At 53.7% G+C, this 15,001-nt stretch carries 12 protein-coding genes and 1 pseudogene; 10 read left to right on the top strand and 3 right to left on the bottom strand.

Annotated elements, in window-relative coordinates:
- The first annotated feature begins 2 nt into the window (after positions 1–2).
- The 7 genes and pseudogenes from AC3ZPD_RS17835 to AC3ZPD_RS17805 all read left to right on the top strand — a co-directional run bounded on the left by AC3ZPD_RS17835 (position 3) and on the right by AC3ZPD_RS17805 (position 7,317).
- Positions 3–297: pseudogene (locus AC3ZPD_RS17835) on the top strand (carboxymuconolactone decarboxylase family protein).
- A gap of 84 nt (positions 298–381) precedes the next feature.
- Positions 382–1,344: a LacI family DNA-binding transcriptional regulator gene (locus AC3ZPD_RS17830; protein WP_490985629.1), complete on the top strand. Its 963-nt coding sequence runs from the start codon at positions 382–384 to the stop codon at positions 1,342–1,344.
- A 163-nt stretch (positions 1,345–1,507) separates the two neighbouring features.
- Positions 1,508–1,891 (top strand): PH domain-containing protein, encoded by a 384-nt coding sequence (locus AC3ZPD_RS17825; RefSeq protein WP_490985628.1) that lies wholly within the window; start codon positions 1,508–1,510, stop codon positions 1,889–1,891.
- Between the two features lie 40 nt (positions 1,892–1,931).
- Positions 1,932–3,242, top strand: coding sequence for a GNAT family N-acetyltransferase (locus tag AC3ZPD_RS17820; protein WP_490985627.1), 1,311 nt, complete (start codon positions 1,932–1,934; stop codon positions 3,240–3,242).
- Positions 3,243–3,342: 100 nt separating this feature from the next.
- Entirely contained in the window at positions 3,343–4,812 is a 1,470-nt protein-coding gene (locus AC3ZPD_RS17815) for a DHA2 family efflux MFS transporter permease subunit (RefSeq protein ID WP_490985694.1), read from the top strand.
- Complete coding sequence (locus tag AC3ZPD_RS17810) at positions 4,799–5,398, top strand: TetR/AcrR family transcriptional regulator (protein ID WP_490985626.1); 600 nt, start codon at positions 4,799–4,801, stop codon at positions 5,396–5,398. Before AC3ZPD_RS17815 ends, AC3ZPD_RS17810 begins: the two co-directional genes overlap by 14 nt.
- A 203-nt stretch (positions 5,399–5,601) precedes the next feature.
- Positions 5,602–7,317, top strand: a complete 1,716-nt coding sequence (locus AC3ZPD_RS17805; protein ID WP_490985693.1) for an alpha-keto acid decarboxylase family protein — start codon at positions 5,602–5,604, stop codon at positions 7,315–7,317.
- A 126-nt stretch (positions 7,318–7,443) separates the two neighbouring features.
- Here the strand turns inward: AC3ZPD_RS17805 and AC3ZPD_RS17800 are convergent, their stop codons facing one another.
- The 3 genes from AC3ZPD_RS17800 to AC3ZPD_RS17790 all read right to left on the bottom strand — a co-directional run bounded on the left by AC3ZPD_RS17800 (position 7,444) and on the right by AC3ZPD_RS17790 (position 9,842).
- Complete coding sequence (locus AC3ZPD_RS17800) at positions 7,444–8,115, bottom strand: GNAT family N-acetyltransferase (RefSeq protein WP_490985692.1); 672 nt, start codon at positions 8,113–8,115, stop codon at positions 7,444–7,446.
- A gap of 53 nt (positions 8,116–8,168) precedes the next feature.
- Positions 8,169–8,852, bottom strand: a complete 684-nt coding sequence (locus tag AC3ZPD_RS17795) for a GNAT family N-acetyltransferase (RefSeq protein ID WP_490985625.1) — start codon at positions 8,850–8,852, stop codon at positions 8,169–8,171.
- Positions 8,853–8,981: 129 nt separating this feature from the next.
- On the bottom strand, positions 8,982–9,842 hold the full coding sequence (locus tag AC3ZPD_RS17790) for a carbon-nitrogen hydrolase family protein (protein WP_490985624.1): 861 nt from the start codon (positions 9,840–9,842) through the stop codon (positions 8,982–8,984).
- A gap of 219 nt (positions 9,843–10,061) precedes the next feature.
- Here AC3ZPD_RS17790 and AC3ZPD_RS17785 point away from each other — a divergent pair, with 219 nt between their 5' ends.
- The 3 genes from AC3ZPD_RS17785 (at position 10,062) to AC3ZPD_RS17775 (ending at position 14,949) form a co-directional block, all read left to right on the top strand.
- Positions 10,062–11,681 carry a response regulator gene (locus AC3ZPD_RS17785; RefSeq protein WP_490985623.1) on the top strand — a complete coding sequence of 540 codons (1,620 nt, stop codon included), beginning with the start codon at positions 10,062–10,064 and terminating at the stop codon, positions 11,679–11,681.
- Between the two features lies 1 nt (position 11,682).
- A complete protein-coding gene (locus AC3ZPD_RS17780; protein WP_490985622.1) occupies positions 11,683–13,464 on the top strand; it encodes a cache domain-containing sensor histidine kinase in 1,782 nt (593 codons plus the stop codon).
- Between the two features lie 192 nt (positions 13,465–13,656).
- Positions 13,657–14,949, top strand: coding sequence for an ABC transporter substrate-binding protein (locus AC3ZPD_RS17775; RefSeq protein ID WP_490985621.1), 1,293 nt, complete (start codon positions 13,657–13,659; stop codon positions 14,947–14,949).
- Positions 14,950–15,001: the final 52 nt, after the last annotated feature.

Below are 15,001 nucleotides of genomic sequence, written 5' to 3'. Positions count from 1 at the left end.
AGATATGGAAAGGCAGGCCGAGCGGCCGAGCCGGTTCAATAAGGAAAGAAGAGGACAGCCGATTTGAGCGGTTGTCCTCTTTCTTTTTGCTTAAAAGGTGCTGCAGGAAGGAAGAGGGGGCTCTTGTCGCCCAGGGAAATACGGAGCAGCTCCCTTTCCACCTTCGTCTGGCGAAGGATAACGGTCTGGAAGAAGAGGAATTGTCAGAAATAATGACCTCTGGCTTTTTACGCCGGCTGGCCTCGTGCCGCAGCCGCACTTTCGGCGACCAAGCGGTTTTTTGGGAAAACGCGTTAAAAAGAGGATCCGCACGTAGCCATAACTCGTCTCTTGCCTTATGGTTATAGTAAGTGACCTATTTATAAGGGGGACGAACAGCTTATGCCGACTATTAAAGACATCGCCAGGCTGGCTGGCGTATCCATCGCAACGGTGTCGCGGGTGCTGAATCACCATCCCTATGTGCAGGAAGACAAGCGGCGCAGGGTCGAAGCGATCGTCGAGGAGCTGAATTACCGGCAGAACATGAACGCCGTACATCTGGTTAAAGGAAAAACGCGAACCGTCGGGGTTCTGCTTCCTTACATCGACCATCCCGCCTTTCAGCTCATGGCCGGAGGGATTCTTGAAGCGGCTTTTCATCATCAGCATTCGGTGCTGTTCTGTCCGACCAATTACAGCGAGCAGGAGGAGCAAAACTATCTGCTGATGCTGAAGCAGAAGCAAATCGACGGCCTTGTCGTCTGCTCGCATGCCAGCAGCTGGGAAGATATTTTGCCATACCGGAAATACGGTCCGATTGCCGCCTGCGAATACGTTCCGGATCTGCCCTGCGTATATATCGACCATTACGCCGCTTTCCTGGACGGCATGCGATATTTGCAGAGCCGGGGACACCGGCGCATCGGTTATTGTACGGGAAGGGAGGAGGGGGCGAGCAGCCGCAGCCGTCTGGCCGCCTACCGGGATTTCTGCGCGGAGTCAGGAATGCCGGAGCAGGAAGCCTGGATTTTCAAGGACTGCTTTGTGTTTGAAGACGGCAAAAGGGTGGTCCGCGAGCTGAATCAAATGGAGGACCGCCCGACGGCCCTTTTGGTTAATGGCGACGAGGTGGCGGCCGGCATGCTGCAGCAGGCTAAATTGGAGGGACTGGCCATCCCTCGCGAATTGTCGATTGTGGGGTCGGATAATCAGCCTTTTTCAGAGACGCTGGATCTGACCACGATGGACCTGAACATCAAGGAGGTGGGCCGGCGTTCCCTGGAAATGCTGCTCGGCGGGGACAATCGGCAGGTTTGCGTGCCCCATCGGCTGGTGATCCGGCAAACGGTAAAAAGCCTGTGAATGCGTAGGCATCGCAGGCTTTTTTGTGTTTTTTAAAGTTGGCGCTTGACCTGAAAATGTTTTCATCCTCTACAACTTCTTTAAGGCCTTGATTCATCCGCTTCTGCAGATCAAAGATCGATGTTGCAGCCAATAATGAATACGGAGTAAGGAGAGGTTGTCCATGAGGAGCTTAAATGAATATTTGCAGCCGGGAGAAGGCGTCTACGGAAGCATTTCCGGGTTGTTTATCGAAGAGGAGCCGATGGGCCCGTTTTATAAAAAAGGATGTTTGGCGGCAAGCACCCGCCGGCTGATTTTCCATGAGTGCTGGGGTTTCGGCGCGGGGCGGGTTACCGCCTATGATTATGAGGAAATTGACGAGGTGCAGGCGGACAAACAGATCCTTTTGTTCCGGAATGGAGCTTGCCTCCGTCTCCTCTGGGCAAGGGAAGGCGAAGCCCGGCATCTGCTCAACACCCTGCGGCTGAAAGCCAGGGAGGCGCGGATGGGTTTTTCCGGGCACCAGCGTGAAGGCATCTTCCCTCGGGACGGAGAATTAAGATAAACAAGAGCAGGACCAACATCAGACAGGGAAGGGTGGAAGCATGGAAATCAGACAGCTCAAAGCCGAAGAATTCGATCGCAGCACCGAGTTGGCGGAATATGCATTTGGTTATAAACTTTCTGCGGAGGAAAAAGAACGCCGCCGCGCCCGCTTCAAGCCGGAGCAGTTTTGGGGCGCCTGGGAAGACGAAGAGCTGCAGGCCCGCCTGATTCTGCTGCCGCTTGCGCTTTATGTCCAGGGAGCCGCAATGCCGATGGGCGGCATAGCCGGTGTTTGCACCTGGCCGGAGCAGCGCCGCAAGGGGCTTGTTAACCAGCTGCTGCTCCAGGCGTTAAAAGTCATGAAAGAGCAGGGGCAAAGCTTGTCCTGCCTGCATCCTTTTCTAGTCCCTTTTTACCGCCGCTTTGGCTGGGAGGTATATACCGAATACAAAAAATATACGATCCCCGTTCCGGTCCTGGGTTTCTCCGGCAAATTCCGGGAGTCGGGCACTGTAAAAAGAGGGATCAGAGACCTCGGCGTTCTTGCGCCTCTTTATGAGACGTTTGCCAAACGTTACAACGGCACGCTGGTCCGAAGCCGCGAATGGTGGGAAAACTCCGTTTTTGATGAAGAGCTGCTGACGGCCGTTTATTATTCGGAGTCCGGCACAGCGGAAGGGTATCTGCTGTACAAGAGCAGCGGTCAACAGCTAACGATAGACGAGTTTGTTTATTTGAACGAAACGGCCCGCAGGGGGCTCTGGGAATTCGTGTCCAACCATGATTCCAAAGTTTCGCAGGTGGTGGTCGACCATGTACCGTCGGACGACCTGCTGCCGTTCCTGCTGAACGATCCGCGCTGCAAGCAGGAGGTTTGGCCATATTTTATGGCCCGCATCGTGGATGCTCCCGCTTTTGTGGAGCAGTATAAATTTGAGCCCGTGATTTCCGGCGGCAGCGAAGTCACGGTCAGGCTGCGCCTGCAGGACGGATTTGCGGATTGGAACGACGGGGAGTGGGAGCTTCGCGTCGGCCGTGAAGGGCAGGGAAAGCTGACCCGGCTGGCCGCCGGGAACGCCGGGCCTTCGGAAGAGGAAGCAGCCGCTCCGAAGGCGGACCTTGCAGTCGGCAGCCTAACCGCCGAGACCGAGTCTGCCGCCGCCGGTGAAGGTGCCGCCGTTGATTCCGCCGCAGCCGGGGCAGCAGCTGTCATCAGCTGTGACATCCAGTCCCTCGCCGCTATGCTGCTGGGCTATAAAAGGCCGGTTGAGCTTTACCGCGCCGAACGGATCGGCGGCAGCAGCGCGGGCATTGCCGCGCTTGAGCAGGTCCTTCCGCACCGCGGAACGGCGCTGCTGGATTTTTTTTAACCATTCCTTCCATTGACGAGCGGACAGTTGTCAGCTATGATAATCCTCATAGACGGACAATTGTCCGCGTATAGATAAAAGGAGAGTGGAAGTTTTGGATATGGGAGCTGGAGCTGCATCCTCAGCTAACTTGGATCTAAGCAAAATCAAGAGAGGACCTATTGTCGCTGCGCTCATTATCGGTGCGTTTGTATCGATTCTGAACGAGACTTTGCTGAATATCGCTTTTCCCGATCTGATGAATAATTTCGGGATCGACGAGCCGACGGTTCAATGGCTGGCTACAGCCTACATGCTTGTCGTGGGTATTTTGGTGCCGGTGACGGCTTTGCTGCAGCAGTGGTTTACGACTAGACAGATGTTTATCGGGGCGATGACCCTATTTTTGATCGGTACGATTATTTGCGGCGTGTCGCCTACTTTTGGCGTGCTGCTGGTCGGCCGGATTGTTCAGGCGCTCGGGACCGGTTTGATGCTGCCCGTGCTGATGAACACGATTTTGGCCATTTTCCCTCCGCAAAACCGCGGTGCGGCGATGGGGATGATCGGTTTGGTTATTATGACCGCCCCTGCGATCGGCCCGACTTTGTCCGGTTTGATCGTCGAATCGCTGAACTGGAGATGGTTGTTCTTTATCATTATTCCGCTGGCTGCTTTCTCCATCATTTTTGCGGTGGTATTTTTGAAAAATGTAACCGAACTTACGAAACCTAAAGTCGATTTCATTTCCATATTGCTGTCTTCGCTCGGATTTGGCGGCGTTGTTTACGGCTTCAGCCGTGCAGGTGAGCACAGCTGGTCCGATACGACGGTCATCTGGACGATTGCCGCCGGCATTGTATGCCTGGCCTTGTTCATCTGGCGCCAATTGGTCGTTAAAGAGCCGATGCTGGACCTAAGAGCGTTCAGATATCCGATGTTCTCCATCGTAGCTGTATTGATGCTGATCATGATGATGAGCTTGTTCTCCACCATGATTATGCTGCCTCTGTTCCTGCAGAACGCATTAGGCTTCACTGCACTTGCTGCCGGCCTTGTTCTGATGCCGGGCGGTATCGTAAACGGATTGATGGCTCCGATCGCCGGCAGACTGTTCGATAAATTCGGACCGCGAGCCCTGGTGCTTCCGGGTCTAGCTTTGATGGTCATCTCGATCTTCCTGTTCGCGCAGGTGGATTCTTCCTGGTCGAAGCTTCACGTTATTCTGGTCCATGTCCTGATGATGATCGGGATTTCGATGGTGATGATGCCTGCGCAGACAACCGCGCTGAACCAGCTGCCAAAACGCCTGTACCCGCACGGTACGGCAATCATGAATACGCTGCAGCAGGTAGCAGGTGCGATTGGCACAGCTCTGTTTATCAGTATCATGACTTCCGGTACAAAACATTATATTGAGAAAAACGGCGCTCAAAACCCGATTGAAGCCATGATTGCCGGTTTGCACAACTCGTTTTTGACCGGCGTCTTCTTCGCGGCTGTAGCCTTTGTTGTAGGTTTGTTTGTCAAACGGACTTTCTCCAAAGAAGAAGCAGATATGAAAGAAGTGAAGGTTGTTGCCGAACCGTAAAGAAGTGGATGAGTTGTCCCTGAAAATTCAGGAGACTGCCCAAACGTTGTTTGACGAACTGGGTGTCGAGGAGGTTTCCATGCACCGCATCGCCCAGGAAATCGGGATCGGTCAGGGAACCCTATACCGGCGTTACCCTAATAAAAGCAAGCTTTGCTTTTCGCTGATGGAGAGCAAGTTTGACCGTTTGACCGGAGATATCGAAACTTATCTGATGGAAGCCAAAGACCAGCCGGTCGTGGTCCGGCTTTCCTTTATCATGAAGAAGCTGGTCCTCAATCTGGACGACGATCTGCAGAGCATTAAAACGCTGCTGCACTCGGCAACGCTGGAGGAGGCCAAAGAGCATTTATGCGAGTTTCCGCCCTTTATCTTTGTCCGCGGCAAAGTGAATGAGCTGCTGCTGGAAGCTCGGGAGAACAAGGAGCTGGTGACCGTCGATCTGATCTTTGCCTCCAGCCTGATCGCGGCTTCGCTGAAGCCGGAGCTGATCCTTTATCTTCATGATTTGGGTTACACGGCTGAAGAGATCGCGGATAAATATTGTGAGTGTGCAATTAAACCGCTGTTTGTCAAAACCGTATAATTTGTTTGAACACGCCTGGACCAAAAGTCCGGGCGTGTTTTTTTGTTTTTCTTTTCAAGCTTTTTTCTCTCCACCGGGCGGTTTCGTGGCGGGGGAGGTTTGGCCGCTGCTCGCTTTCCGCCCGTATAACCTCATTGGAATTGGGTAATGTATTACAGAAAGCAACCCAAGTAATGGATAGGAGAGAGCAGCCGATGGCGAAAATGATCGATACAGACATGCCGCAGCCAAACATGAAGGCAGCCGGAACCGTTCAAAAGACGTTGGGAAGTTATTTATTCGACTGCCTGAAGCAAGAGGGGATCGCCGATGTGTTCGGGATACCGGGCGATTATAATTTTACGCTGCTGGATGAACTCGAACGTTATGCAGGCCTGCGATTTGTTAACGGCCGCAATGAATTGAACGCGGGATACGCCGCGGACGCTTATGCCCGGTTAAAAGGCATATCGGCGCTGATTACCACTTTTGGCGTGGGGGAGATGAGCGCCTGCAATGCCATAGCCGGAGCCAACAGCGAAAACGTGCCGATCATTCATATCGTAGGGGCGCCGCCTTCCATGGCGCAGCAGGCTCATAAACTCATGCACCATACTTTGATGGACGGCAATTATGACGTTTTCCGCAAGGTTTATGAACCGATTACCGTTTACACGGCTGTATTAACGCCGGAAAACGCGGAAATGGAAATACCGGCGGCGATCGCGATGGCGAAACAGAAGAAAAAGCCGGTTTATCTGGTTGTGGCGACCGACCTGGTTTCAAAGCCGGTTACCGTTCGCAGCGTGCCCATGCCTCCGCAGCCCTCAACGCATCAAGCAACGTTAAAAGCGGCGTTGGAGCACGCCATGCAATTACTCGGCAAGGCGGAACGCGTTGTTCTGATCGCCGATGTCAAAACGCTGCGCTTCCATCTTCAGGAGCCCGTCCGGAAGCTTGCCGAAGCCATGAATATTCCGGCAACCGCAGCGGTCTTCGGCAAAGGGGCTTTTGACGAAAGCCATAAACAGTTCATAGGCATGTACGCGGGGCAATTCGGCAGCCAAGCTGTGCGGAGCGCGGTGGAAACCGCGGATTGCGTCATTGCCGTCGGCCTGCTTTGGGCGGACAGCAACACGGCGAATTTCACCTCGAAGCTGAACCCCCTGACGACCGTAGAGATTCAGCCTGACCGGGTAAAGATCGGGGAAGCGGAATATCCGAACGTGATGGCGGAGGATATGCTCATGGCGCTGCAAAATGCTGGATACCGGCAGCAGGGCGAGGTTATGAGAAATCCTTTCCCTTATGATGAATTGAAGGGTGAACCAAATGACCCGCTGAAAGCGGAAGCGTATTATCCGCGGTTCCAACGGATGCTGAAAGAAGACGATATCCTGATCGCTGAAACGGGAACGTTTTATTACGGTTTATCCCAGATCAAGCTGCCGCGGGGAGCGACGTACATTGCCCAGGGAGGCTGGCAGTCGATCGGTTATGCGACGCCGGCCGCTTTTGGAGCTTGCATAGCCGAGCCTGCAAGACGGGTGCTGTTGTTCACGGGAGACGGATCGCTGCAGCTGACGGCGCAGGAAATCAGCTCCATGCTGAGGTACGGCTGCAAACCAATCATCTTTGTGCTGAACAATTACGGATACACGATCGAAAAGTATTTAAACGTAAAAACGGAGAACCAGAAGTACAACCAGGTGCCGAACTGGTCCTATACGAAGCTGGCCGAGGCCTTCGGCGGCGAAGCTTACACCGCTTTCGTCAGAACAAACGCCGAGCTCGAAGAGGCCATCGGACGCGCAGAAACGGAGCATCAAAACAAGCTGTGCATCATTGAGATGATTTCCGCCGACCCGTTGGATGCACCGGAGTATATGAAGAAGATGCGCAATTACATGGAGCAGCAGGAGAAACAGCAGCAATCCTGAAACGCCGGCCGCCAAAAGAACCGGCCGTAAGCCATTACGTAGGGCAGCTGCACAAGAAGATTTGTTTTTTACAGCAAAAAACCCCGACCCTTCAGTTATAGAAGGGAGCGGGGTTTTTGCGTTTGCTTAAATCGGCAGCAGAGCAACCGACGTTTTCTTTTTCAAATCGGCCACCATTTCCAGCCACTGCTGCGGTTTCCGGTCAAGCACGCTGTAGTAGCGCTCCAGAAAGCTGACGATCAGCGCCGCGGAGAGTTCGTCCTGCTCATAATCGGCAGGCATGAAGCACAAATCGAGTCCGCTGACGGCTTCGCCGTCGTTGTTCCAGGACGGGTGCACGTAAGGGAAGTCCAGCCGCTTGTAACCGAGATGGGATAAAACCTCCCGGCGCACGAACGGATCCATCGGTTTAACGCCCCCGAATTCATGGTCCAGATTGCGGTAAGGATCATAAATTTCGGCGAACATGCCGTAAAGCTTTTTGCCGTTTGCCGCAGCGAGCGCAAGCAGGTCGTCTTGCCGATGCTTCCACAAATAGCGGCCGATGCCCAGCCCCGGCTGTCCGATGATCGTAAAATCGGTCATCGCCACGTTAAAGTCCTCATAGTAGCGATATTCCGTTGTGCCGACGACCTTGCCGTCCTGCACGGCAACAAACACACGAATGCCCGGGTCCTCAAGCGGTTCTTTCCATAGATCAAATTCAAGCACTTCCTCCGGCGGAAAAACCTCCTGCATCAGCCGGTGCATATCCGCGAACAGCGGATCGGCAAGGCTGGTGATGCGGTGATATTGCATGTTTGAGCTGCCCAAAGTCTATCCAACTCCTTCACCCAGTTTAAGATCCTCTTTCATTTAAACGGATTGCGCCATTCCATCAGCGTCCCGTAGTTCATCGATTCCTCGTCCTCCAAATAATCGGCGACGACTTTGACCGGGGTGCGTCCGCAGCGGAGCAGGAACGTGAGCACCGGATCCTTCAGCCGGCCTTCCAGCACGGCTTCCACATACTCCTCGGCAGTCAGGTGATCGGCCTGAGCGTGATAGCCCGGCATGCGTCCTCCGCCAAGCAGACGGTCCAAACCGAGCTGGACGACCACCTCGTACATGGAGAACATCAGCCAGCGGCCAAGTCCCAGCTTGCGGTAAGCGGGATCGACGGAAATGTCGACCACATAAAGCGTGTTTCCGTCCGGTTTATGATTTCGGATGTATCCTTCGTCCGTCGCTTCGGCCCAGGTATGGTCCGGATGAGCCGGATCGAATTCGACGATCAGTCCGGTCATGGAACCGGCCAATCTGCCTTCGATTTCCACGCACAACGTCCCTTCCGGGAACAACGTGACATGGTTCAGCAGCTGCTCCCGGTTCCACCACAGCTCCGAAGGGAACGGGGGAGGGAAGCAGGCCCGCTGAATGTCGATCATGCCTTCAAAGTCGTCCTCCCGGTAATTGCGGATGACAACAGAGACAGGACCGTCCTGACCGTATATAAAAAATTGTTTTCGGTAAACAGTGCCGCGGTTACCCGCCATTGGTCTCGTACCTCCTCAGAAGCTTGGCTCTCTGGGCCCCTGAACCCAATAAATCCTGGGATCCGCAGCTTCTCCGAGCCGCAGCGCATAGCGCCACTCTCCAAGGCTGCCAGTCTCCCAATCGTTCAGTCAGGCCTTCCAGTCCGGATAGAGATCGGTCCGGCGGTCCCGCCAGGTGCTGACGGAGCCTTTTTTGCGCACCTGCTCCAGCAGGGCCAAGTCCAGGTCGGCCGTTATAATCATGTCCTGATTCAGCTCGCCTTCGGCCAAAATGCCGCGCGGCGGGAACGGAATGTCGTTTGGCGTAATGACCGCCGCCTGACCGAAGTTGGCACGCATGAAATCAACTGTCTTCAGCGCGCCGACCGTACCGGTGGAGACCACGTAAACCTCGTTCTCCACGGCCCGGGCGTGGCTGGTATACCGCACGCGGTAGAACCCGTGCCGGTCGTCCGTGCACGATGGACTGAAGATCACGTTAGCCCCTTTGGCGCGCGCCATGCGGACGATTTCCGGAAACTCGATATCGTAGCAGGTCAGGATGGCGATTTTGCCTTTTTCCGTCTCGAAGACCTCCAGATCTTCGCCGCGGGAGATGCCCCATTCGTCGACTTCGGTCGGCGTAATATGCAGCTTGGCCTGTTCGGCCACGCGGCCGTCCGGATAAAACAGGTGAGCGGTATTGTACAGCTTTCCTTCTCTGCGGATGACATGGGTACCGGCGATAATATGCATGTTCTCGCGGGCGGCCAGCGCGCTGAACAGCTCCCGGTAACGGGCCGTGAAATCCGGCAAATCGCCGATGGCCAGGGCTTGGCCCTGTCCGTTCCCGATGGACAGCAGCTGCGTCGTCAGGAATTCGGGGAACAGGATAAATTCGGTTCCGAATTCGGCAGCGGTTTTAATATAGTGTTCAGCCTGCGCGGCAAATTCATCAAAGGAATTTATGGTGTGAAGATGATATTGTACGGCAGAAACTCTCAGTTTCATGGCAACCTCCTTAAAAAGCCCGCATAATATCGTCATTATGAGGGGAAAAAGGCTTCATTTCAAGTACTGACGTGCGGGTAACCTGGTATTCAAAAGGTACCGGTTTCGGCCGCAGATTCAGTCTCTCTTTCAATTTGACAAAACTTACGCGTTATAATAGAACCAAATGTTTATAAAGCGGTTACAAGAAATTCGACTCAAAAGGCGGGAAAGTCCAACATGGATACTTATTGCAAAGTGCTGATTGTAGACGATGAAATGCTGGTCCGGCAAGGGATCAAACATCTGTTTGACTGGGAAAGCGAAGGTTTTACGATCATCGGTGAGGCTTCCAACGGGAAAGAGGCGCTGGAGCAAATCCCGCGGCTTGAGCCGGACATCATCTTGATGGATATCGTAATGCCGGTCATGGACGGAGAAGAGCTTGCCCGGCTGATCCAGGGCCGGTATCCGGAGCTGAAGATCATCGTGCTCAGCAGCTTCAGCGAATTCGAATTTGTGCGTTCGACGTTCCAAAGCGGGGCGTCCGATTATATTCTTAAACCCAAGCTGGATGCGGGAGAACTTGTAGGCATCCTGAAAAAAGCTGCGTCTGCCGTACCCCGGCTCCAGGGCGCCGCAAGGCCTGACGACCGGGAGCGGTCGGTAGCGTCGGCTTTGGATAAGCTCGTCTCCGGCTTCCCGCTCGAAAAGGATTCCCTGCGCGACCTCGTCCGCAGTTCTTTTGCTTATTCGTCTTTTGCGCTGCTGGCGGCGAAGCGGCTTGACCGCCAGGCCTCCTTTAGTTCGGAAGAGCTGCAGCAGACGGTTGAAGCCCGGCTCGAAGTCTTGATCGAACAAAGCGGAATCCCGCTTCAGTTCAAAACCTTAAGTCAGGAGGACGGAAGAGTCCGCCTTTTATGGAATGCCGAGGAGCGGTTTTTGGCTTCGCCGGACATGCTGCTTTCGCAGCTCGCAGAAGGCTGCGAGGTGGAAGGGCAGCCGGTCGTTTTGGCCCTCAGCGCTCCGTTTGTGGAGCTTGAGGAGCTGCATCAGGCCGCGTCCGAACAAATCCCGGTCCTGCTGGAGAAACGTTTTTTCCTGCCGGAGCGGCGGGTGTTTACTGCCGGAACAGCCGGATTAACCGAAGCAGCCGGCTCGGGTGGGACTTGGCCCGCAGTACAGGAGGGAGCGGCAGCCGGGGAGTTTGACAGCGAAGCCTTTAACCGGGAGCTGAACCAGCAGGAATTCCAAGCCGCCTTTACCCGGCTGCGCAGTTATTTAGCGTTTATGCCGGGCAGGCTGGACGCCGGCATGTATGCGTTCAAATCTCTGATGGGGCACTGCGTCTTTAATGTCATCCTTGCGCTGCTTCGTTTCCAGTACGAAGCGCTCAAGCTGGAGCAGCGGAAATACGAATACTTCCGCAGCATTCACGAGTCCGCGGATATCCGCGCGGCATCGGAGCTCATCGAAGACTTCCTGGCCGAAGCCGAAGCCTGCATTCTGCAGCGGGCGCGTTCGGCCGGGCAGCAGGCGGTCCAGCGGATGCTTGATTATATTCAGGAGCATTATGCCGAACCGCTGACGTTAACGGAGATCGCCCATCATTTTCATTTTAACCCATCCTATTTATCCAACTATTTTGCCAGCCACAATAAGGAAGGGTTCAGCGAATATTTAAACAAGGTCCGGATTGAGAAAGCGTGCGCGCTGCTCAGGCAGGGGGACGCCCCGATCTCCGATATCAGCAGCGAGGTGGGCTATTCCGACCACAGCTATTTCACGAAAGTGTTCCGCAAACAGAAAGGGATCTCCCCGAGCCAATACCGCAAACAACGGATGGAAGGACAATATTAGCATGAAATGGACATGGAACCGTTTTTCCCCGCAGACCTTGTTTGGCAAAATTTTTGTGGTCATGGTCGTCAGCACGATTCTGGTGGCCGTACTTACCTCTTTCATCATGGTTCAGGTGGCTCAGAATCTGTTCATGAGCACCTTCAGCATTACGAATTCCAAAGTGATCAGCCAGATCAAAAACAGCTTTGAGGATTTTAACTACAGCATCGTCACGGTCTCCAATGAAGTGCTGCAAAGTTATACCGTAAAAACCTTCCTGACGGAAGGGGACCGGGATTCGCTCGCCAATGCCCAATCCGTTTACCGGATGACCGAGCAGATGAAGCATATTCAAGGCAGTCTGGACATCAATGAAGTAGCCGTGGCGGTTATCGGGGTTAACGGACGGAGTTATTTCAACAACCGCGCCTACTGGACGGGCACTACCGGCGAACTGAAAGGCAGCCTGCTGTACGAAGAAACGCTGCAGCATCCGGAGAAGCTGTCCTACCATTATTTTAAAGGCAACGAAGAAACCTCGGACCAACCGCTTATTATCGCTTCCAAAGCGCTGCGTTCCCCTTCGACCAAAGAGATTTACGGCACCTTATTCATGATGATCCGAGAGCCGGACTTCAAGCAGTTTTACGATAATTTTACGAGCACCGGCAATGACGTGGTGATCCTGGATCATAACGGTCTCATCGTCTCCAGCAATCAGGAAGAACGGATCGGGCAGCATTCGGCAGAGCTGCTGAAGAGCGCCCAAAGCATCCGCGACAACAAACTCGATTACATGACGGTGACCAGCCAGGGCAAAAACGAAATCGTGTTGGCCAATTATTTGCCCACCTATGACTTTTACATCGTAAACCTGATCGATAAAAAAATGGCCCTCCAGCACCTGCTTCCGGCCAAGCAGATCCTTTTGACCGGGGCGGTGATCGTTACCGTTTCGCTGATGGTCCTATTTATTATTATCCGCCGCGTGACCCGTTCGCTGCGCCTGCTGGTCCGCCAGATGTCGAGCGTGACCAAACGGAATTTTCATAACTATATCACCATAGGCGGAAGTTACGAGACTAAAGAGCTCGGGACGGCCTTTAACTATATGCTAGACGAGCTTAACGATTACATCAGCCAGCTCGTGAAGACCCAGAAGGAGCAGCGGAACGCCGAGCTTGCAGCCTTGCAGCGGCAGATCAACCCGCATTTTTTATACAATACGCTGGCTTCCGTCAATATTTTGGTGCAGCGCGGCAACAAGGAGAAAGCGACGGAGACGATCCACGCGCTGATCTCCCTTCTTCAGAATACGATCAGCAATGTATCGGAGACCATCACGGTGGAGGAGGAGCTGGTGAACCTGAAGCATTATGTCTTTATTAATCAGGTCCGCTACGGCACCGGCATTCAGGTGGACTTTTTCGTATCCCCGGATTGCATGAAAGCCAAGCTGCCCAAGCTGATCCTTCAGCCTTTTGTTGAGAACTCCTTTTTCCACGGTTTTAAAGACCGGAACAGCGGCTACATTTACGTCATGATCTCAAGGGAGGGCAATACGCTGCTGTGCGAGGTGGTGGACAATGGGGAAGGCATGGCTCTGGAGGCGGACCGGGACAAGCTGCCCAACTCCAAAAACAAACGCCAGATGTTTACCGGCATCGGTGTCCGCAACGTGCACGAGCGGATTCTTCTGCTTTACGGGGACAACTATGGGGTATCGATCGAAAGCAAACCGGGGGAAGGTACAAAAATAAGACTGAAAATGCCTTGGCTTGTTAACGAGGAGCCTCTATAACCCAAAAAAATTGCTATTAACTAAAAAAAGTGCCAGAAGCCAAAATGAATGCGTTTGCATTTATACAACAATAACGCCAATCCGGATAGATATATTCCTAACGGGTCCCCAAAACCGGGTGCTAAGATAAATCCGTAGACAGCAGACGCTTTCAAGAAGCGTTTACATTAACGAACAAGGGGGATTTTTAAAGTGAAAAAAGCACTCGTTCTTTTGCTTGCCTCTTTCCTGCTGCTGACGGCATGCTCCAGCAAATCGGATAATTCGGCTTCCAGCGGCGGCAGCAACGATTCCGGTAAAGAGCTTACCGTCTGGGCCTGGGATCCAAACTTCAACATAGCAGCCATGAAACTTGCGGTTGAGGCTTATGCCAAAACAAACCCTGACCAAAAAATCAACGTCGTCGAATATGCGCAGGATGATATTATCCAGAAAATGAACACAGGCCTCAACTCCGGCACGACAAACGGCCTTCCTAACATCGTCCTGATTGAAGACTACCGGGCGCAAAGCTTCCTGAAAGCTTATCCGGACGCTTTTTACGACCTGTCGAGCATCGTTAAACCTGCGGATTTCGCGGAATACAAAATCGCGTCCAGCAGCCTGGACGGCAAGCAATACGGCGTTCCGTTCGACTCCGGCGTAGCAGGGCTTTACGTTCGTACGGATTACCTGAAGGATGCCGGCTACACGGTGCAAGACGTAACCAACATCGACTGGGACAAATACATTGAAATCGCAAAAGAAGTCAAAGCCAAAACCGGCCACGACATGCTGACCCAAGACCCGAACGACCTGGGCCTGATCCGGATGATGATCCAATCCGCCGGCTCCTGGTATACGAAAGAAGACGGCAGCACGCCTGACCTGAAGGACAACGCGGCTTTAAAGGACGCCTTTCAAACCTACAAAACGCTGATGGAATCCAACACGGTGAAAATCACTTCCGACTGGAGCCAATTCCTGGCGGGCTTCAACAGCGGCGACGTCGCTACCGTTCCAACAGGCAACTGGATTACCCCGTCCGTAAAAGCGGAGGCATCCCAGTCCGGAAAATGGGCAGTCGTGCCGATGCCTAAGCTGAAAAACACGGCAAGCTCCGTGAACGCCACGAACATCGGCGGCAGTTCCTGGTATGTGCTCAACATCCCGGGCAAGGAGAAGGCCGCTGAATTCCTCTCCAAAACGCTGGGCTCCGACGTTAACCTGTACCAGGACCTGCTGACAAAGGTCGGCGTCATCGGCACGCTGAAAGCGGCCGGCGGAGGCGAAGCCTATAAAGAAGCCGACGAGTTTTTTGGCGGACAAAAAACGGCCGAAGACTTCTCCAAATGGACGCAGCAGATACCGCAAGTCAACTTCGGCATGAACACTTATGCCATCGAAGATATTTTGGTCAGCGAAATGCAAAATTACCTGAATGGTCAAGACTTGGATAAAGTGCTTGCCGATGCGCAGTCCCAGGCTGAAAGCCAGCTGCACTAAAGCAACGCCCCGCTTACCGGTCCGAATCCTTGAGGTCCGGCATACCGCCCTC

The sequence above is a fragment of the Paenibacillus mobilis genome, from assembly GCF_058267595.1.
The sequence above is the reverse complement of the archived record's forward strand: the minus strand, read 5'-3'. Positions and strand labels throughout refer to the sequence as shown.